This is a genomic window from Hydrogenophaga sp. SL48, assembly GCF_021729865.1.
In the GTDB taxonomy this organism is placed as follows: domain Bacteria; phylum Pseudomonadota; class Gammaproteobacteria; order Burkholderiales; family Burkholderiaceae_C; genus Hydrogenophaga.
Map to the genome: position 1 here is coordinate 3200591 of NZ_CP063400.1, position 20040 is coordinate 3220630.

The following is a 20040-nucleotide window of genomic DNA, read 5'->3' on the forward strand; positions in this document are numbered from 1 at the left end:
ATGCAACGTCGTCAATTTGTACAAACGCTGGGCGCAGGCTCGGCCGTCGCTGGCCTCGGTGGACTCGCCGGCTGCGCAAGCACGGGCGGCAGCAGCGCCAAGGTGGTGGTGGTCGGGGGCGGTTACGGTGGCGCCACCGCCGCCAAGTACGTGCGCCTGTTCTCCGACCAGGGCATCGACGTGACCCTGGTCGAGCCCAACGCAGCCTTCGTCTCCTGCCCGATCTCCAACCTCGTGATCCAGGGCAGCAAGACCATCGCCGACGTCACCACGCCCTACGACAACCTGAGCAAACGCCATGGCGTGAAGATCGTGCGCGACATGGTCACCAGCATCGACGCCGAGAAACGCACGGTGAAGCTCGCGGCGGGCGGCGAACTGCCCTACGACCGGCTCATCCTCTCCCCCGGCGTCGACTTCATGTGGGACACCCTGCCCGGCATGGGCAAGGCGGAGGCCAAGGAGAAGGTGCTGCACGCCTGGAAAGCCGGCGCCCAGACCGTGGCCCTGCGCAAGCAGCTCGAAGCCATGCCCGATGGCGGCGTGTACGCGCTCTCCATCCCGCTCGCCCCCTACCGCTGCCCGCCCGGCCCCTACGAACGCGCCTGCATGGTGGCCAACTACTTCAAGAAGGCCAAGCCCAAAAGCAAGGTGGTGATCTTCGACGCCAACGACGACATCACCTCGAAGAAGGGCCTGTTCATGAAGGCCTGGGACGAGCACTACAAGGGCATGATCGATTACCGCCCCAAGCACAAGGTGATCGACGTGGACGCCACCACCAACACCCTGAAGTTCGAGTTCAACGAAGACTTCAAGGCCGGCGTGGCCAACGTGATCCCCAACATGCGCGCCGGCGACATCGCGGTGAAGACCGGGCTGGCCACGGCCAATGCCCGCTGGTGCGAGGTCGATTTCCTTACCTTCGAATCGAAGGCCCGGAAAAACATCCACGTGCTGGGTGATTCGATCCAGATCGCCGCGGGCATGCCCAAGTCCGGCCACATGGCCAACCAGCACGGCAAGACCTGTGCCGCGGCGGTCGTGTCGCTGCTGCAGGGCAAGGAACCGCCCCAGCTGCCCATCTACGCCAACACCTGCTACAGCTTCGTGACCGACGAAGACGTGGTGCACGTGGCCAGCGTGCACCGCTACGACGCCGAGAAGAAGACCATGCTGCCGGTGGCCGGTGCGGGTGGCGTGTCGAGTGCGGCCAGCGAACTGGAAGGCCGCTACGCCCACGCCTGGGCGCGCAACATCTGGGCGGACACATTGGCATAACCCCCCGCGCCACAGGACGTGACTCACCCCCGCGCCGCCTTCGGCGTCACCCCCTGAAGGGGGCAGCATCTGCGGCCCGGCGAAGCCGGTTCCGCGATGCTCTGGGTGGCGCTGCTTCGTGCATCTTGGATCGCGTTTCGGCGCGGTGGAGCAAATACCTTGAAATCGATGAGTCGTGTGAAGTCCTTGAGCAGCGTCGCCTTCGGGGCAGCCTTTCTGCTCGCCGCCTCGGGCGCGTTCGCTCAGGCCGACGAAGCCCGCGCGAAGAAGATCGCGGGGGGCTCGTGTTTCCTGTGCCACGGGGCGCAGGGCGAGTCCACCAGCGAGATCTTTCCGCGCCTGGCCGGGCAGCACGCCGAGTACATCGCCAAGCAGCTCACGGCGTTCAAGAGCGGCCAGCGCAAGAGCACGGCCATGGCCGAGATGGTGAGCAAGCTCACGCCCGACGAGATGCTGGCGCTGGGCAAGTACTACGAGAAGATGTCGATCCCGCGTGAAGAGCCGAAAGACCCCCAGCTCGCGGCCATGGGCCGCTACATCTTCCACAACGGCAACAAGTTCAGCGGTGTGCCCGCCTGCGTGGCCTGCCACGGCAGCGCCGCCGAAGGCACCGCCACCCTGCCCCGCCTCGCCACACAGTTCTCGGGCTACATCCACACCCAGCTGAAGTCGTTCAACAAGCGCGAGCGGACCAACGACAACGCGGTGATGCACGCGGTGGTGGAAAAGATGACGGAGCTGGAGATGGCGGCGGTCGCCGAATACGTCAGCAGCAAGTAGAGCTCCCCCCGCGCCGCGCTTGCAGCGCGTCACCCCCCAGGGGGCCACGCCCTTGGACCGGCAAAGCCGGATCTTCGGCGTGTGCTGAGGCCGCTTCCCTTCTTTGGCAGACTGATTCCCAATCCCGCCGCGCTTGCAGCACTTCCCCCAGGGGGCGATGCGAGTGGCCTGGCGGAGCCGGTTCCACCGCATCCTGGGGTTGGAGCATTTCGCGCCGGAGGGGAAGCCCGATCCCGATCCCTTGCTTCGCCGTGTGGCCGGGCTGAGCAGCGCAGGGGCGCTCGGAAAAAGAGGCGCGCTTGTTTGAGGCGATAGCCGAGTTTGCGCGCCTCCCGAGCGCACCGAGCAGCGCAAGGAAGCCCGCAGGGCCCCGGACTTCGGCTCGCCTTTCTTTTGCTTACTTTTCTTTGGCGAAGCAAAGAAAAGTGAGTCGCCCGCCGGGGCGAGACCCGGCTCGCCACAGGCGCCTCAACGCAACAAAGAAGAATCAAGCCACCCGAGCCACCAACTCACCCTTGTCGTACCGCTTCTGCATCGTCTCCAGGCTGTGCACCTGCGTGATCTTCGACGCCATGCCCGCCGCACCAAAGGCCTCGTAGCGCGCCGCGCAGATCGCCTGCATCGCCTTGGTGGCTTCCTTGTAGAACTTGCGCGGGTCGAAGTTCTTGCGGTCTTCGGCCAGGTGCCGCCGAATGGCGCCGGTGCTGGCCATGCGCAGGTCGGTGTCGATGTTGACCTTGCGCACACCATTGCGGATGCCCTCGACGATCTCGTCCACCGGCACACCGTAGGTCTGGCCCATGTCGCCACCGTGCTGGTTGATGATGGCCAGCCAGTCTTCCGGCACGCTGCTGGAGCCGTGCATCACCAGGTGCACGTTGGGAATGCGCTGGTGGATTTCCTTCACGCGGTCGATGCGCAGCACCTTGCCGCTGGGCTTGCTGCTGAACTTGTAGGCGCCGTGGCTGGTGCCGATGGCAATCGCCAGCGCGTCGACCTGGGTCTTGCTCACGAAGTCGGCCGCCTCATCGGGGTCGGTCAGCAGCATGGAATGGTCCAGTTCACCTTCGGCACCGTGGCCGTCTTCTTCGCCGGCCTTGCCGGTTTCCAGCGAACCCAGGCAACCGAGTTCACCTTCGACCGACACGCCGCAGGCGTGGGCCAGGTCCACCACCTGGCGGGTGGTGTTGATGTTGTACTCGTAGCTGGCCGGCGTCTTGCCGTCGGCCAGCAGGCTGCCGTCCATCATCACCGAGCTGAAGCCCGACTGGATGGAGCGCGCACAGATGGCGGGCGTGGCGCCGTGGTCCTGGTGCATGCAGACGGGGATGTGCGGGTACATCTCGATGGCCGCCGCGATCAGGTGGCGCAGGAAGGGCTCGCCTGCGTAGGAGCGCGCGCCCGCCGAGCCTTGCAGGATGACCGGGCTGTTCACCTGGTGGGCGGCCTGCATGATGGCCTGCACCTGCTCCATGTTGTTGACGTTGAAGGCCGGCAGGCCGTAGTGGTGTTCAGCCGCGTGATCGAGCAGCTGGCGAAGGGAAATCAGGGCCATGGGTATGTCTCCGTGGGATTGAAAAAATCAGGGGATTTGCCGCCGGCCGCCCCAAGGCAAATCGCTCCCCCTCGGGGGGCAGCGACCCGCGCAGCGGCGGAGCGTGGGGGCATCATTCGGCTCTTCTGGCCAGAACCTCGAACGCCGGCAGCGTCTTGCCCTCCAGCACTTCGAGAAACGCCCCACCACCGGTGGAGATGTAGCCCACCTGCTTCTCGATGCCGTACTTCGCGATCGCCGCCAGCGTGTCGCCACCGCCCGCGATGCTGAAGGCGCTCGATTCGGCAATCGCGTGCGCGATCACCTTGGTGCCGTTCTCGAACGCCGCGAACTCGAACACGCCCACCGGGCCGTTCCAGACGATGGTCCCGGCCTTCTTGAGTTGTTCGGCCAGCAGTTGCGCGGTTTGCGGGCCGATGTCCAGGATCAGGTCGTCGTCGGCCACGTCGGTCGCGGCTTTCACCGTGGCCTCGGCGTCGGGGCTGAAGCTCTTCGCACACACCACGTCGGTCGGGATCGGCACGGCCGCGCCGCGCGCTTTCATGGCCTCGATCACGGCCAGGGCTTCGCCGACCAGGTCGGGTTCGGCCAGGCTCTTGCCGATCTTCAGGCCCGCAGCGAGCATGAAGGTGTTGGCGATGCCGCCGCCGACGATCAGGCCGTCGACGTTCTTGGCCAGGGCCTGCAGGATGGTGAGCTTGGTGCTGACCTTGCTGCCGGCGACGATGGCGATGAGGGGTCGCTTCGGGTTGGCCAGGGCTTTGCCGATGGCGTCCATCTCGGCGGCCAGCAGCGGGCCGGCGCAGGCGATGGGCGCGGTTTCGGCGATGCCGTAGGTCGTGCCTTCGGCGCGGTGCGCGGTGCCGAAGGCGTCGTGCACGAAGATGTCGCAGAGCTTGCCGAGCTTGGCGGCCAGCTCGGGCTTGTTCTTCTTCTCGCCCACGTTGAGGCGGCAGTTTTCCAGCATCACCAGTTGGCCGGGTTCGACGCTCACGCCGTCCACCCAGTTGGCCACCACCGGGATGCTGCGACCCATGAGTTCACCCATGCGGGCGGCCACGGGGGCCAGCGAGTCTTCAGGTTTGAACTCACCTTCGGTGGGGCGGCCCAGGTGGGAAGTGACCATGACGGCGGCCCCGGCGTCCAGCGCCATCTGGATGGCCGGGATGCTGGCGCGGATGCGCGTGTCTTCGGTGATGTGGCCGGCGTCGTCCTGCGGCACGTTGAGGTCGGCGCGGATGAAAACGCGTTTGCTGCGGGCAAAGCCGCTGGCGCACACGTCGCTGAATCGGAGGAATTTCATCGCTGTTCCCTTCGATCAGTGGCTGCCCACGTGCTGAACGAAACGCATCATGTTGCAGGTGTAGCCGTACTCGTTGTCGTACCAGGCCACGACCTTGACGAAGGTGCTGTCGAGGGCGAGACCGGCGTCGGCGTCGAAGATGGACGGCATGGAACAGCCGCGGAAGTCGGTGGACACCACCTTGTCGCTGGTGTAGCCCAGCACGCCCTTGAGCGCACCTTCCGAGGCCGCCTTCATGGCCTGGCAGATGTCTTCGTAGCTGGCTTCCCGGTTCAGCTCCACCGTCAGGTCCACCACCGACACATCGGAGGTGGGCACGCGGAAGGCCATGCCGGTGAGCTTCTTGTTCAGCTCGGGCAGCACCACACCCACGGCCTTGGCGGCGCCGGTGCTGGAGGGAATGATGTTTTCCAGGATGCCTCGTCCACCGCGCCAGTCTTTGTGGGACGGTCCGTCCACGGTCTTTTGCGTGGCGGTGGCGGCGTGCACGGTGGTCATCAGGCCGCGTTTGATGCCGAAGCTGTCGTTGAGCACCTTGGCCACCGGCGCCAGGCAGTTGGTGGTGCAGGACGCCGCGGAGACGATGGCCTCGCCCGCGTACTTGGCGTGGTTCACGCCGTAGACGAACATGGGCGTGCTGTCCTTGGATGGGGCGGACTGCACCACCTTTTTCGCGCCGGCGTCGATGTGCTTCTGGCAGGTGTCGGCGGTCAGGAAGAAGCCGGTGGCCTCGACCACGACGTCGGCACCGATCTCGCTCCACTTCAGGTTGGCTGGGTCCTTTTCGGCGGTCAGGCGGATCTTCTGGCCGTTGACCACGAGGTGGTGGCCCTCCACGGCCACCGTGCCCTTGAAACGACCGTGCACGCTGTCGTACTGCAGCATGTAGGCCAGGTACTCGGGCCCCAGCAGGTCGTTGATGCCGACGACCTGAATGTCCTTGAACTCGGCCTCCTGCGTGACCGCGCGGAGCACCATGCGCCCGATGCGCCCGAAGCCGTTGATACCGATCTGGATGGTCATGGGGTGAAAGTCTCTGAAGGTGGATGAAAAGAAAAAAGGCGTTCAGACAGGGGCCGCGGTGGGGCGGACCGGCAGCTGGGTGGTCAACGCCGAAAGGTCGGGGATCACACGATCCGGATGGCTGGACTCTATGGGCTTGCCCATGTTGTATCCGTACGGTAGCGCCCAGACGGCGATGCCGCCGTTGCGCGCGGTGGCCACGTCGATGCTGGAGTCGCCCACAAACAGCGCACGATCCGGCGTCACGCCAAAGCGCTGCAGGCAGTCGTGAATGCCCGCCGGGTTGGGCTTTTTCACCGGCAGCGTGTCGCCGCTGATCACGTGGTCCAGCAGCGGCGCCAGCTGGTGCGCGTCGAGCACCGTCTGGGTGTAACGGCCCTCCTTGTTGGTCATCAAAGCCAGCTTCACGCCGGCCGCGCGCAGGGCCATCAGCGTCTCTCGCACCTGCGGGTACAGGTGGCTGCGCGTGCCGCAGCGCCGCTGGTAGTGCTGGCCGAACTCCGCCTCGATGGCGGGGAAGGCTTCGGCCTCGCGCACCTGTTGCGTGGTGCCGCCCAGCACCTGGGCCAGGGCCTGGATCAGCAGCTCGCGCGTGCCGTGGCCGATCCAGTCATTCACGGCCTGCTGCGACACCGAGGGGTGGCCCAGCGCACTCAGCGTGTCGTTCACCGCGTCGGCGATCTCGGGCGCGGTCTCGATCAGCGTGCCGTCGAGGTCGAACAGGATCAGGTCGTAGGGGTACCCGCTCATCACAGCAGCCCCTTGACCGCGGCCACCACCGCCGCCACGGTGATGCCGAAGTGCGCGTAGAGGTCCTTGGCGGGGGCGGACTCGCCGAACGTCGCGATGCCCACCACCGCACCGGTGCGGCCCACGTACTTGCGCCAGAAGTCCGGGTGCGCGGCCTCCACCGCCACCGTGGGCAGGGCCAGCGGCAGCACGCTGTCCTGGTACGCGGTGGACTGGCGATCGAACACGTTGCTGCAGGGCATGGACACCACGCGGGTGCTGATGCCTTCTTGCGCGAGCGCAGCATGGGCCTCCATCGCCAGCGAGGTTTCGGAACCGGTGGCCACGATCACGGCTTGCGGGTTCTTGCCTTCGGCCAGCACGTAGCCGCCCTGGCGGATCTTCTCGACCATGCTGGCGTCGCTCAGGCGCGGCAGGTTCTGGCGCGAGAGGCAGAGCGCGCTCGGGCCGTGCTTGCGCTCAATGGCGCTGGCCCAGGCCACGGCGGTTTCCAGCCCATCGGCCGGGCGCCACACGTCCAGGCCCGGGATGATGCGCAGGCTGGGCACGTGCTCGACCGACTGGTGCGTCGGGCCGTCTTCGCCGAGGCCGATGGAGTCGTGCGTGAACACGTGGATCACGCGCTGCTTCATCAGCGCGGCCATGCGGATCGCGTTGCGGCTGTAGTCGCTGAACGTGAGGAAGGTGCCGCCGTAGGGGATGAAACCGCCGTGCAGGGCCATGCCGTTCATGATGGCGGCCATGCCGAACTCGCGCACGCCGTAGCTCATGTGGTTGCCCCAGGCGTCGCGCCCGGCTTTCACGCAACCCTTGAAGTTGGTGAGGTTGGAGCCGGTCAAATCCGCACTGCCGCCGAAGAACTCGGGCACCAGCGGGGCCAGTGCGTCCAGCGCGTTCTGGCTGGCCTTGCGGGTGGCGAAGGCATCGGCCTTGGCGGCGATGGCTTCCAGCACTTCGGGCAATTTTTCTGCGAAGGCGGGCAGCAGGTCGCCGGCCATGCGGCGCTGGAACTCGGCAGCCTTTTCCGGGAAGACTGCGCGGTAGGTCGCGAAGCGGGTGTTCCAGGCCGTCTCGGCGGCGGTACCACGGTCTTTGGCGTTCCACGCCGCGCCGATGTCGGCCGGGATCTCGAACGGTGCGGCCGTCCAGCCCAGCGCATCGCGCGTGGCCTGCACTTCGGCGGTGCCGAGCGCGGCGCCGTGCACGTCGTGAGTACCGGCCTTGTTGGGCGAGCCCATGCCGATCACGGTCTGGCAGCAGATCAGCGTGGGCTTGCCGTCGGCGCGCGCGCCCTGCTGTTTCGCCTCGATCAGCGCGGCCTCGATGGCGGCCGGGTCGTGGCCATCCACGGTCGGGATCACGTGCCAGCCGTAGGCCTCGAAGCGCTGGGGCGTGTCGTCGGTGAACCAGCCTTCGACATGACCGTCGATGGAGATGCCGTTGTCGTCGTAGAACGCCACCAGCTTCGAGAGGCGCAGCGTGCCCGCGAGCGAGCAGGCCTCGTGGCTGATGCCTTCCATCAGGCAGCCGTCGCCCAGGAAGGCGTAGGTGAAGTGGTCCACCACCACATGGCCTTCCCTGTTGAACTCGGCCGCGAGCAGCTTCTCGGCCAGCGCCATGCCCACCGCGTTGCCGAGGCCTTGACCCAACGGGCCGGTGGTGGTTTCCACGCCGGGGGTGATGCCCACCTCGGGGTGGCCGGCGGTCTTGCTGTGCAGCTGGCGAAAGTTCTGCAGCTCGCTCATCGGCAGGTCGTAGCCCGTGAGGTGCAGGAGCGCGTAGATCAGCATCGAGCCGTGGCCGTTGGACAGCACGAAGCGGTCGCGGTCGGGCCAGTGCGGGTTCACCGGGTTGTGCTTCAGGTGCCGGTGCCACAACACCTCGGCAATGTCGGCCATGCCCATGGGCGCACCGGGGTGGCCGGACTTGGCCTTTTCGACCGCGTCCACGGCGAGCATGCGGATGGCGTTCGCCATCTGTCGGGCGAGTTCGGGAGAGGGGTTGTTCATGGTGTCCTCGGCGGTCTGAATTCGAATGCGGCCCACTCCCACAGAAAGAGGTGGAGCAAGCCCAGAACACAGCGGAACCGGCTTTGCCGGGCCGCAGGTGTTGCCCCCCAGTGGGGGGGTGGCGGCGTCAGCCGACGCGGGGGGCGTGCCTCTTCTGCCGCTCAATCATTCGCCAGATGAAGGGCGTGAAGATCAGCTGCATCGCCAGCTCCATCTTCCCGCCCGGCACCACGATGGTGTTGGCGCGGCTCATCATCGATCCGTGGATCATGTTCAGCAGGTACTGGAAGTCGATGCCCTTGGGCTTGGCGAAGCGGATCACCACCATGCTCTCGTCCGCGGTGGGCACGTCGCGCGCCACGAAGGGGTTGCTGGTGTCCACGATCGGCACGCGCTGGAAGTTCACGTGCGTGTGCTGGAACTGCGGGGTGATGTAGTGCACGTAGTCGGGCATGCGGCGCAGGATGGTGTCGGTCACCGCGTCGGCGCTGTAGCCGCGCATGTTCTTGTCGCGGTAGAGCTTCTGGATCCACTCCAGGTTGATGACCGGCACCACGCCCACCAGCAGGTCGGGGTACTGCGCCACGTTGTGTTCGGGCGTGACCACCGCGCCGTGCAGGCCTTCGTAGAACAGCATGTCGGTGCCTGCCGGCAGGTCTTCCCAGGCGGTGAAGGTGCCCGGCTCCTGCTGGTAGGGCGCGGCCTCTTCGGCGTTGTGCAGGTACTTGCGGCTCTTGCCCTGGCCGGTTTCGCTGTAGGTGCGGAACAGGCTCTCGATCTCGCCAAACAGGTTGGCGTTGGCGCCGAAGTGGCTGAAGTTGTTGTTGCCGGCCTTCTCGGCTTCGGCGGCCTTGAGCTTCATCTCCTTGCGGTCGTAGCGGTGGAAGCTGTCGCCCTCGATGATGGCGGCCGTCACGCTCTCGCGGCGGAAGATGTTCTGGAAGGTGCGGGTGACCGTCGAGGTGCCGGCGCCGCTGGAGCCGGTGATGGCGATGATGGGGTGGCGTTCAGACATGTGTATTCCTTACCCCCCGCGCCGCCTGCGGCGTCACCCCCCAGGGGGCAACACCAGCCGTCCGGCAAAGCCGGCCCGGCGGTGTCCTCGACGAAGGCACTGCAGGGGCAGATGGTGGGTTAATGGTGAAGAGAAGGAAGGGTGAATCGGGCCATGGGGGTGGTCAATCCCTGAAAAGGGAGCGCTCGGCAAACAGCGGATTCGCGTCGTCCTTGTACGCCCCGGGCTCGCGGTGGTAGCGCTCGATGCGCTCCACTTCGTTCTTGCTGCCGAACACAAAGCCGATGCGCTGGTGCAGCTCGGTGGGCTTCACGCTCAGCACGGGCTCGCGGCCGGTGCTGGCGCGGCCGCCGGCCTGTTCGATGATCATGCCCACCGGGTTGGCTTCGTAGAGCAGGCGCAGGCGGCCGTGTTTGCTGGCGTCCTTGGTGTCGCGCGGGTACATGAAGATCCCGCCGCGCATGAGGATGCGGTGGGCCTCGGCCACCATGCTCGCAATCCAACGCATGTTGAAGTCCTTGCCGCGTGCGCCGGTCTTGCCGGCCAGGCACTCGTCCACGTAGCGCTTGACCGGCGCTTCCCAGAAACGGCTGTTGGACGCGTTGATGGCGAACTCGTGCGTGTCTTCGGGGATCTGCAGGTTCGGGTGCGTGAGCATGAACTGCCCGAGGTTCGGGTCCAGCGTGAAGCCGGCCACGCCGTTGCCCACCGTAAGCACCAGCATCGTCGTCGGCCCATAGAGCGCGTAGCCGGCGGCGAGCTGCTGGGCGCCGGGCTGCAGGAAGTCGGCCTCGACCACGTCGCGTCCGCTGTCGATCACGTCCTGAGGCGCGCGCAGCACGCTGAAGATGCTGCCCACGGTCACGTTCACGTCGATGTTGCTGGAGCCGTCGAGCGGGTCGAACACCAGCATGTATTTGCCGCGCTGCATGGTGGGCGGGATCTGGTACGGGTGGTCCATCTCTTCGGACGCCATGCCCGCGAGGTGGCCGCCCCACTCGGTCATCTGCGTGAAGTACTCATTGCTGATCACGTCGAGCTTTTTCTGCTCTTCGCCCTGCACGTTGACGCTGGTGGTGACCTCGGGCGCGGGCTGCCCGAGCATGCTGCCCAGGTCCCCGAACGCCACTGTGCGAGCGATGGCCTTGCAGGCCAGGGCCACGTCGAGCAGCAGCGCGTTGAAGTCACCGCTGGCGCCGGGGAAGCGGCGGCGTTGTTCGATCAGGTACTGCGTCAGGGTGAAGCGGCGGCGCGTGGTCATGGGAAGCTTTCGGGGAGTTGCTGGAATTCGGTGGGACAGCGGGCGGTTCTCAGCGCCGGGCCGCCCCAAGCTGAGAACGCACCCCCTCGGGGGGCAGCGACTCGCGAAGCGACGGAGCATGGGGGTCGGCATTCTTGCGAAGGGTTTTCATCACCGTGCGGTAGCCACCATCGTTGTCGGGCGCACCAAACACGGCGCTGCCCGCCACCAGGGTGTCGGCACCGGCGGCCACGATCTGCGCGATGTTGTCCACCTTCACGCCGCCGTCCACCTCCAGCCAGATCTCGCGACCCGTTTCAGCGGTGTGGGCGTCGATGCGCTGGCGGGCGGCACGCAGCTTCGCCAGCGTGGACGGGATGAAGGCCTGCCCGCCAAAACCGGGGTTCACGCTCATCAGCAGCAGCACGTCGAGCTTGTCCATGACGTGGTCCATCAGCGACAGGGGCGTGGCCGGGTTGAACACCAGGCCGGCCTTGCAACCGTGGTCGCGGATCAGCTGCAGCGTGCGGTCCACGTGGCGGCTGGCTTCGGGGTGGAAAGTGATGATGTTGGCGCCCGCCTTGGCAAACAGCGGGATCAGCGCGTCCACCGGCTCGACCATCAGGTGCACGTCGATGCCGATCTTCACGTGAGGGCGGATCGCCTCACACACCAGCGGGCCGATGGTGAGGTTGGGCACGTAGTGGTTGTCCATCACGTCGAAGTGCACCAGGTCCGCGCCGGCGGCTTCGATGGCGCGCACCTCGTCGCCCAGGCGGGCGAAGTCGGCGGACAGGATGGAAGGGGCGATGCGGAGGGTCATGGGAAACGGGGTATGTGAAGAGAACGATCGCAAGGGCGTTTCAGCGGTTGTGCCACTCCTTGAGCCGGGCCACATTGACGCCGCTCAGGTCGGGCACGATCCGCAGCGCGCCCGTGAAGTCGTGGTGGGCGGTGAAGCCGTTGGGGGTGATCACGGTGTCCAGCCCCGCGGCGCGGGCGGCGCGCAGGCCGTTGGCCGAGTCTTCGAAGGCCACGCAGTCCGCCGCGCGCAGGCCCAGCTCGGCCAGCACCTTCATGTAGACCTGCGGGTTCGGCTTCTTGATCGGGGCGTTGCTGGCATCGCCGATGGCGAGAAAGTGCGAGCGCCAGTCGGTGCCGATGGCCGAGCGCAGCAGCGCGGCGACGTTGACCGGCGAGGTGGTGGTGGCGATGGCCAGCTGCAGGCCCAGGCGACGCGCCTCGCTCATGAGGGCCAGCACGCCCGGGCGCAGGTGCACGGCGCCGTTGTTGACCGCGTTTTCGTAGTAAGCGGTCTTGGTTTCGTGCAGGCGGTGGATGGTGTCGCGCACCGCGCCCGCGTCCACCTCTTTGAGGTCCGGGTCCACGCTGCGCCAGTGGTGCAGCAAACGCTCCTTGCCGCCCGAGATGTCGAGCAGCCGGGTGTACTGCTCCACCGTCCAGTGCCAGCCCAGTCCCTCGACCTTGAAAGCGTGGTTGAACGCTTCCAGATGCACGCTCTCCGTGTCGGCCAGGGTGCCATCGACATCAAAAATCAGTGCATTCAACATGGTGTTCACCTGGCTTCAGGACCCGGCAGTCGGGCAGATGGACGGACTATAGGGATGTCATCAAATAAGGTAAATTCACGATTAATGCATTTTCAATTAAGTGATTGCTGAATGAGAAACGCCACCTTCCGCCAGCTCAGGGTGTTCACCGAGGTCGCCAAACACCTCAGTTTTGCGCGCGCGGCCGAGGTGCTGCACCTCACGCCACCGGCCGTGACCATGCAGGTGAAGGAGCTGGAGGGCCATGTGGGGCTGCCCCTGTTCGAGCGCACCGGCCGCCAGGTCGCGCTGACCACGGCGGGCGAATACATGCTGGTCTACGCACGCAAGGTGATCGCCACGCTCAAGGACGCCGAGGACGCCGCCGCGCGCCTGCAGCGGCTGGAGACGGGCACGCTCACCATCGGCATGGTCAGCACCGCCAAGTATTTTTTGCCCCGGCTGCTGGCCGAGTTCCAGCACGAGCACGAGGGCGTGGAGATCCGGCTCGCCGTGGGCAACCGCGAGCAGCTGGTGAAGATGCTGCACGGCAACGAGGTGGACATCGCCATCATGGGCCGCCCACCCAAGGAGCTGGCCACCCGGGCCGAGCCCTTTGCCGCGCACCCCCACGTGTTCGTCGCCCCCACCGACCACCCCTTGCTCAAGGTGGGTCACCCCACGGTGGATTCGCTCAAACCCTACGGCTTCATCCTGCGCGAGCGCGGCTCGGGCACGCGCGCCGCGATGGAGAAGTTCCTGGAGAAGTCGCGCATGGAGCCGCGCGTGGTGATGGAGATGAGCAGCAACGAAACCATCAAGCAGGCCGTGATGGCGGGCATGGGCATCAGCTTCCTGTCGCTGCACACCATCGGCCTGGAGCTGGAGCACGGGCTGATTGCCACGCTCGACGTGGAAGACACGCCCATCGTGCGCGCCTGGAACGTGGTGCACACGCTCTCCAAGCTGCTGTCACCCGCGGCCGAAGCGTTCCGCTATTTCATGCTGGAGCGGGCGGAGGGCCACCTGGCGGAAAAATACGGGCGCCTGCTGCGCCTGCAGCCGACGGCGTGAGGTCAGCCCAATGAGCGCCGCAGCGAGCGGGTCGATGCGGCGCCGCGCCGAGGCTCAGGCCGCCACCTGAGGTGCCTGGGGCGCCGGCTCGAACAACGGGAACAGCAGGTTGTTTTCGAGGTGGATGTGGTTGATCAGGTCGTCCGACAGCTGCGCGATGCCAGCGTACAGGGCGCGCCAGGTGTTGCAGGCGCCCCTCGGGGGGGTGGCGTCACCGGTCAGCGCCATCAGCCGTTCCAGCATCAGACCGTGGCCGTTGTGTTCCTCGCGCAGGACATGGATGGGGCCTGAGGCCTGCGGCTGGCTGCCCGCCTGCAGCATCGGGAACAGGATCTGCTCTTCCTTGTCCATGTGGTCCAGCAGCTCGTCCTCCATCGCCTCCAGGTGTTCCGCCAGACCGTGGGGAACGTCGGGGCTTTCGCGGTGAACCGCTTCCACACGGCGTGCCATGCGGATCAGCTCCGGCAGTTGCTCGCGATGCACCGCGTGGTAGCGGACCAGGATGTGATCGATCATCACCTCCGGCGACTCGGTGACGGGCGGCTCGCTGGAGCGCTCCAGCGAGACCAGCTCGGCCAGCACCGCATCCAGCGGGAGACCCTTGCTGTCGCAGGCCTGCTTCAGCGGCACCTGGCCACCGCAACAGAAATCGAGCTTGAGCCGGCGGAAGACGGCCGTGGCTCCCGGCAGATCGACGGCGATCTGGCCGATGGCCTGCTGCGCGCGGTCGGTGGTGGGGATGGCAACGGTGGGGGTGTGGTTCACGGGGCGTCCTTTAAACATGCACATTGAATGCATGTATTAGAAGATAAAATTCATACCAAGTGAATATTTCCACAGAACGACACGGGGTATCCGGAAGAACGACCCCGCAGGAGATCACGGCATGCGACTGACCCACTGGAGCGACTACAGCCTGAGGGTGCTGATGTACTGTGCGGCCTGCGCGCAGCGCGACAAGCCCGCCACCATCAGCGAAATCGCCGAGGCCCACGGCATTTCGCGCAGCCACCTGACCAAGATCGTGATGACGCTCTCGGGCATGGGCTTGCTGGACACGACGCGCGGGCGCGGCGGTGGCCTGCGCCTGCTCAAGCCGGCGCACCAGATCGTGCTGGGCGAGGTGATCCGCCTGACCGAGACCGACTTCACCCTGGTCGAGTGTTTTGACAGCGAACACAACACCTGCCGCCTCGACGGCCATTGCCGCCTCAAAGGCACGCTGCAGCGCGCGATGGACAGCTACCTCGCCGTGCTCGACGGCGTGACCCTGGCCGACCTGCTGGAACCCATGCCGCAGCCGGGGGCTGGTGCGCGCAAGGTTGTGCAGTTGATGAAACACATACCGGGGTTGCCGGATCTGTAGAAGTTCTTGTTCTTTTGCGCTCTCCCCACGGGCATCTGCCTGCCGGCCACCGTGCCCACCTTCCTGGGCGCCTGGCGGACAAAAAGTGGGTGCCCATGTCGATCTGAAGCGCTACCGTTCGTCGTGTCAGTGGCGGCACCAACCAACGGAGACATGACGATGCGATTCATCATCACAGCACAGGCAGGCACGGGCGACACCAAAACAGACCCGCCGACGGGTTTCGACGAGAAGCTCTTCACGGCCTACATGCAGTTCAACGAAGACATGCACAAGGCGGGCATCCTGGTGGCGTCGGAGGGATTGAACCCTGCGGCGCGGGGCGCGCGTGTTGCGGTCTCGCAGGGCAAGCGGCACCTCGTCGACGGTCCTTTCGCCGAGTCGAAGGAGCTGGTCGGCGGCTTCTACATCATCGAGGTGAAGTCGCTCGAAGAAGCCATTGAGTGGGCGCTGCGCGCGCCCTCAGGGTGGGGCTCCGACGACGTGCTGGAGGTTCGCCAGCTGACCGGGCCCAGCGACCTTCCGCCCGAGATTCTCAAGCTCATCCAATCCGCCGCGCCCACCTGGAGCGCAGCGGTCTGGCAAACGAGGGCGTAGGTCCCTGGGCGGGCCTGGCGCCCCTGCGCCAAGCCCCTGCGCAGGGTCTGCGCCCGGCCCGCCACGTCAATAGCGCGGCACGATGAAGGTGCTCTTCACCTCGACGGGCTCGTGTGCGCCGGCCGTGTCGGGCTCGATCTGGAACACCACCGGCAGCGTCTCCCCGCTGTGGCGCTGCGCCCAGGCCATCGGCAGCACCAGCCGCACCGCCATGCTGTGGGTGCTGGTCGCACCGACCAGCAGCCCTGCGGCCGTGTCCAGCCGAAGCCCCTCGATGCCCGAGACGCGCACGGTGTAGCCACTGGCCTGCTCCAGGCTGTTGGTGATCTGCAGCCGGTAGGTGTTCTCGACGTCACCGTTGCCGGTCTGGCGCGCCAGCGCGCCGCGGTCGCGGCTGACGGCCACACCGTAGTCGCTGCGGTGCCCGACACTCCAGACGAAGGCGCTGCCCAGCACCAGCAGCAGCGCCGCGTAGATCAGCACCCGCGGCCGCCACACCCGCCTCAGCATGCGGGCGGGCGACCAGCCCTGCTCGATGCCGTTGCCCGACGAGTAGCGGATCAGGCCGGGGGCGTAGCCCATCTTGTCCATTACCTCGTCGCAGACATCGATGCAGGCCGCGCAGGCGATGCATTCGTTCTGCAGGCCGTTGCGGATGTCGATGCCGGTCGGGCAGACCTGGACACACAGCGTGCAGTCGATGCAGTCGCCCAGTCCCAGGGCCTTGGGGTCGGCCTTGCGCGAGCGCGCACCGCGGCTCTCCCCGCGCTTCGTGTCGTAGGCGATGACCATGGAATCCATGTCGATCAGCGCGCTCTGGAAGCGCGCGTAGGGGCACATGAACTTGCAGACCTGCTCGCGCAGGAAGCCCGCGTTGCCGTAGGTGGCGAAGCCGTAGAAGAAGACCCAGAAGGTGGCCCAGGGCGTGAGCGTGAGCGCCAGGCTCTGCTCGGCCAGGCTGTGAATGGGGATGAAGTAACCGACGAAGCTGAAACCGGTGAACAGCGCGATGGCGATCCAGGCCGCCTGCTTGCCGGCCTTGCGCGCCATCTTCTCCAGCCCCCAGGGCTTCGCATCCAGCCGCATGCGGGCGCTGCGATCGCCCTCGATGCGGCGCTCGACCCACAGGAAGATCTCGGTGTAGACCGTTTGCGGGCAGGCGTAGCCACACCACACGCGGCCTGCGATGGCGGTCACGAAAAACAGCCCCAGCGCAGAGAGCACGAGCAGCGCCGCGAGGTAGATGAAATCCTGCGGCTGCAGCACCAGGCCGAACACGTAGAAGTGCCGTTCCTCCAGGTTGAACAGCACGGCCTGGCGGCCGTTCCAGCGCAGCCAGGGCAGGCCATAGAAGACGATCTGGGTCAGCCAGACCATCACCCAGCGCCAGCGCGCGAAGCGGCCGCTCACCGAGCGCGGGTAGATCTTCTGCTGCTGGTCGAGCAGGGGAATGAACACCGGCTGGGCCGCCGGTTCGGGGGGGGTGGACATGTCGTCGGGGGCGCGGTTTGAAACATGAATTTTAGATGCATATTCATGCCTGGGCTTGCCCAGCGGCATGCCCTTGCTGGTGCCGGGGTCTCAGGCACCGTGGTGGCGCCGCCGGTATCCGGGCCGGTGCAAAGCCGCTAACCTATGGCCATGGCATCCACCGTCTCCCTCTCGATCAAGCTGATCCGCATCGGCGCCAGCCTGCTGGTCATCGCACTGGCCTCGATCGGCCTCACGCTCTGGGTGACCTGGCAACTGGAAGGCGGCGCCGCCGCGGTGAACGAAGCCGGACGCATGCGCATGCAGATCTGGCGCCTCAACAGCGCGGTGGCGGCACAGCGACCGGCCGGCGATATCCAGTCCCTGGTGTCCCAGTTCGATCAAAGCCTGGGCCTGCTGCGCCGCGGCGACCCGAGCCGCCCGCTGTTCGTGCCCTGGAACGATGAGGTGGGCCAGCAGTTCGTCACCGTCGAAGCGCTCTGGCAGAACCAGCGCCCGCTGTGGCGGGGCGAGGTGCCGCCCGACGCCGCGCGCTCGTTGCAGGCCGCGGGCGAGTTCGTCGATGCCATCGACCACTTCGTGCTGGTGATCGAGAAGCAGCTCTCGGGCTACACCGCCATCCTCAACCTGTTCCAGTTCGTGATGATGGCGCTGGCCATCTGCAGCGCGGTGATCATGCTCTACACCGGCTACCTCTATGTGATCAACCCGCTGGCGCACCTGCGCAAGGTGCTGGCGCGCGTGGAGGGGGGTGAATTCGGTACCCGCATCGACGTCGACACGCAGGACGAATTCGGTCAGGTGGCCGCCGGGTTCAACCGCATGGCCAGCACCCTGCAGTCACTCTACGAAGGGCTGGAGGCCAAGGTACAGGCCAAGACGCAGCGCATCGAGGCCCAGCGCGCCCGGCTGGAAGCGCTGTACGAAGTGAGCGCCTTTCTCGCGCAGGCCAACACCATCGAGGAGCTCACCCGCGGCTTTTCGCAACGGGTGCGCCAGGTCATGAAGGCCGACGCGGTCGCGGTGCGCTGGTCCGACGAAGCCAACCAGCGTTACCTGATGCTGGCGTCCGACTGCTTCCCGCAGGAGATGCAGGAGGAAGAGCGCAGCCTGCTGGCCGGCGCCTGCGCCTGTGGCAACCTGAAGCCCGACGCGCGCACCCGGGTCATTCCCATCCACAGCCACGATGATGCGCCCATGCGCCACTGCGCGCGCGCGGGCTATGAAAGCCTGGTGAGCGTGCCGGTGCGCCTGCAACAGCGGCTGATCGGCGAGATCGACCTCTTCTTCCGCAGCGAGGTGCACCTCAACGCCGACGAAACCGAACTGCTCGACGCGCTCGCCAGCCACCTGGCCAGCGCGCTCGAAGGCCTGCGCGCCGCGGCGCTGGAGCGCGAGGCCGCGGTGGGCGAAGAACGCGCCCTGATCGCGCGCGAGCTGCACGACTCGATCGCCCAGTCGCTCGCCTTCCTCAAGATCCAGGCCGGCCTGCTGCGCGGCGCGGTGCAGAAGCAGCAGCCGGACAAGGTGAGCTCCACACTGGACGAACTGGATGCCGGGCTGAAGGAAAGCATCAACGACGTTCGCGAGCTGCTGGTGCACTTCCGCACCCGCACCAACACCGACGACATCGAGGCCGCGCTGCAGGAAACGCTGCAGAAGTTCCAGCACCAGACCGGCCTGCCCACGCGCCTGCAGCTTGAGGGGCAGGGCCTGCCCCTGCCGCCCGATGTGCAGGTGCAGGTGTTGCATGTGCTGCAGGAAGCGCTGTCCAACGTGCGCAAGCACGCGGGTGCCAGCCACGTCAGCCTCGACGTGCACAAGGCCGAGCGCTGGCGTTTTGCCGTGCGCGACAATGGCGCCGGCTTCGACACCCGCCAGCAGCGCAGCGAGAACCACGTTGGCATGAAGATCATGCGCGAGCGCGCCGAACGCATCGGTGCCAGCGTCGAGCTGGTGTCCAGCCCCGGCCAGGGCACCACGGTGACCCTGACCCTGCCCCCGTACCCGGTGAGCGGCCGTGGCATCGGCACGCTGGGCCTGAACCTGCAAGAACTGTCCGAGACCCTGCCCGCCCCATGACCCAAGCCCCCGCGCCCCGCATCCAGCTGCTGCTGGTCGACGACCACAACCTGTTCCGCCGCGGCCTGCGGGCCCTGCTGTCGCAGGACGAGCGCTTCGAGGTGGTCTGCGAGGCGGGCGACATCGGCGAGGCCCTGCGCTGCCTGGCGCAGGCGCCCAGGCCCGATGTGATCCTGCTCGACAACCACCTGCCCGGTGTGCGCGGGGTGGACGCCATCCCCGCCCTGAAAGACGCCGCGCCGGGCACGCGCATCCTGATGCTCACCGTGAGCGAAAACGAAAACGACCTGGCCGCCGCCCTGCGCGCCGGTGCCGATGGCTACCTGCTCAAGACGGTGGAGTCCGACCACCTGGGCGACACCATCGTCAAGGTGCTCGACGGTGAATCGGTGATCAGCCCCGAGATGCTCACCAAGCTGGTCTCGGTGTTCCGCGCCCGCCCGGCCGAGAGCGCGCCGGCCCCCCTGGAACCGGTCAGCGGCCCGTCACCGGACCTGCTCTCGCCGCGCGAGCGCGAGATCCTGCTGCTGATCGCACGCGGCGACAGCAACAAGTTGATCGCGCGCGCGCTCGACATCGCCGAGACCACGGTGAAGATCCATGTGCAGCACATCCTGCGCAAGCTCGGCCTGAGTTCGCGGGTGCAGGCCGCCGTGTTCGCGACGAACCACGGAATGGTTTAGCCCACCCCCGCAGCGCTTCGCGCCCCCCTCAAGGGGGCGCCAGCAGCAGCCCGGCAAAGCCGGTTCCGCGCTGGCCTGGGCCTTGGGTCACTTCATGCGCTGCGGGTCGCACGCCGGCGGGTTGAGATGGTGGAGATCCACTTGATCCAGATCAAACCGGGTTGATTCCGGCCCCGGGGTAGTTCTTCCGAACGATGGCCGCTGTGGCGGCCATCGTCCTTCTGCTGCTGGCCGGGCACCC

The 20040-nt window shown here is 66.6% G+C and carries 18 protein-coding genes; 7 read left to right on the top strand and 11 right to left on the bottom strand.

Annotated features, from left to right (window positions below; translation table 11 throughout):
- Together IM738_RS15190 and IM738_RS15195 are read left to right on the top strand one after the other, a co-directional pair.
- A complete protein-coding gene (locus IM738_RS15190; protein WP_236961775.1) occupies nt 1-1281 on the top strand; it encodes an FCSD flavin-binding domain-containing protein in 1281 nt (426 codons plus the stop codon).
- A gap of 168 nt (nt 1282-1449) precedes the next feature.
- Nucleotides 1450-2061: a c-type cytochrome gene (locus IM738_RS15195; RefSeq protein ID WP_236966329.1), complete on the top strand. Its 612-nt coding sequence runs from the start codon at nt 1450-1452 to the stop codon at nt 2059-2061.
- Nucleotides 2062-2548: 487 nt separating this feature from the next.
- Here IM738_RS15195 and fba read toward each other — a convergent pair whose 3' ends face one another.
- The 9 genes from fba to IM738_RS15240 all read right to left on the bottom strand — a co-directional run bounded on the left by fba (nt 2549) and on the right by IM738_RS15240 (nt 12527).
- Nucleotides 2549-3616, bottom strand: coding sequence for a class II fructose-bisphosphate aldolase (fba, locus tag IM738_RS15200; RefSeq protein ID WP_236961776.1), 1068 nt, complete (start codon nt 3614-3616; stop codon nt 2549-2551).
- Between the two features lie 112 nt (nt 3617-3728).
- Nucleotides 3729-4919 carry a phosphoglycerate kinase gene (locus tag IM738_RS15205; RefSeq protein WP_236961777.1) on the bottom strand — a complete coding sequence of 397 codons (1191 nt, stop codon included), beginning with the start codon at nt 4917-4919 and terminating at the stop codon, nt 3729-3731.
- Between the two features lie 15 nt (nt 4920-4934).
- Nucleotides 4935-5942, bottom strand: a complete 1008-nt coding sequence (gene gap / locus IM738_RS15210; RefSeq protein WP_236961778.1) for a type I glyceraldehyde-3-phosphate dehydrogenase — start codon at nt 5940-5942, stop codon at nt 4935-4937.
- Between the two features lie 42 nt (nt 5943-5984).
- Complete coding sequence (locus IM738_RS15215) at nt 5985-6692, bottom strand: HAD family hydrolase (protein WP_236961779.1); 708 nt, start codon at nt 6690-6692, stop codon at nt 5985-5987.
- The gene (gene tkt, locus IM738_RS15220; RefSeq protein ID WP_272907874.1) at nt 6692-8722 is read right to left on the bottom strand and encodes a transketolase; all 2031 of its coding nucleotides are present in this window, start codon (nt 8720-8722) and stop codon (nt 6692-6694) included. The genes IM738_RS15215 and tkt overlap by 1 nt, the downstream gene beginning before the upstream one ends.
- Nucleotides 8723-8828: 106 nt before the next feature.
- Nucleotides 8829-9716 carry a phosphoribulokinase gene (locus tag IM738_RS15225; RefSeq protein ID WP_236961781.1) on the bottom strand — a complete coding sequence of 296 codons (888 nt, stop codon included), beginning with the start codon at nt 9714-9716 and terminating at the stop codon, nt 8829-8831.
- A gap of 163 nt (nt 9717-9879) precedes the next feature.
- Entirely contained in the window at nt 9880-10977 is a 1098-nt protein-coding gene (locus IM738_RS15230; protein ID WP_236961782.1) for a class 1 fructose-bisphosphatase, read from the bottom strand.
- A gap of 49 nt (nt 10978-11026) precedes the next feature.
- Complete coding sequence (gene rpe, locus IM738_RS15235) at nt 11027-11779, bottom strand: ribulose-phosphate 3-epimerase (protein ID WP_236961783.1); 753 nt, start codon at nt 11777-11779, stop codon at nt 11027-11029.
- A 40-nt stretch (nt 11780-11819) separates the two neighbouring features.
- Entirely contained in the window at nt 11820-12527 is a 708-nt protein-coding gene (locus IM738_RS15240) for an HAD-IA family hydrolase (RefSeq protein WP_236961785.1), read from the bottom strand.
- 111 nt (nt 12528-12638) lie between these two features.
- Here IM738_RS15240 and IM738_RS15245 point away from each other — a divergent pair, with 111 nt between their 5' ends.
- Nucleotides 12639-13580, top strand: a complete 942-nt coding sequence (locus IM738_RS15245) for a LysR family transcriptional regulator (RefSeq protein WP_077329365.1) — start codon at nt 12639-12641, stop codon at nt 13578-13580.
- A gap of 54 nt (nt 13581-13634) precedes the next feature.
- Here the strand turns inward: IM738_RS15245 and ytfE are convergent, their stop codons facing one another.
- Nucleotides 13635-14345 carry an iron-sulfur cluster repair protein YtfE gene (ytfE, locus tag IM738_RS15250; RefSeq protein WP_236961787.1) on the bottom strand — a complete coding sequence of 237 codons (711 nt, stop codon included), beginning with the start codon at nt 14343-14345 and terminating at the stop codon, nt 13635-13637.
- Nucleotides 14346-14466: 121 nt separating this feature from the next.
- Here ytfE and IM738_RS15255 point away from each other — a divergent pair, with 121 nt between their 5' ends.
- Together IM738_RS15255 and IM738_RS15260 are read left to right on the top strand one after the other, a co-directional pair.
- Entirely contained in the window at nt 14467-14946 is a 480-nt protein-coding gene (locus tag IM738_RS15255; RefSeq protein ID WP_236961788.1) for an RrF2 family transcriptional regulator, read from the top strand.
- Between the two features lie 159 nt (nt 14947-15105).
- Nucleotides 15106-15543, top strand: coding sequence for a YciI family protein (locus IM738_RS15260; protein WP_236961789.1), 438 nt, complete (start codon nt 15106-15108; stop codon nt 15541-15543).
- 66 nt (nt 15544-15609) lie between these two features.
- Here the strand turns inward: IM738_RS15260 and ccoG are convergent, their stop codons facing one another.
- Complete coding sequence (ccoG, locus tag IM738_RS15265) at nt 15610-17034, bottom strand: cytochrome c oxidase accessory protein CcoG (RefSeq protein ID WP_236961790.1); 1425 nt, start codon at nt 17032-17034, stop codon at nt 15610-15612.
- A gap of 150 nt (nt 17035-17184) precedes the next feature.
- Between ccoG and IM738_RS15270 the strand changes: the two genes are divergently transcribed.
- Both IM738_RS15270 and IM738_RS15275 read left to right on the top strand, forming a co-directional pair.
- Nucleotides 17185-19116 carry a type IV pili methyl-accepting chemotaxis transducer N-terminal domain-containing protein gene (locus IM738_RS15270; RefSeq protein WP_236961791.1) on the top strand — a complete coding sequence of 644 codons (1932 nt, stop codon included), beginning with the start codon at nt 17185-17187 and terminating at the stop codon, nt 19114-19116.
- Complete coding sequence (locus IM738_RS15275) at nt 19113-19799, top strand: response regulator (protein ID WP_236961792.1); 687 nt, start codon at nt 19113-19115, stop codon at nt 19797-19799. Before IM738_RS15270 ends, IM738_RS15275 begins: the two co-directional genes overlap by 4 nt.
- The last annotated feature ends 241 nt before the right edge of the window (nt 19800-20040 follow it).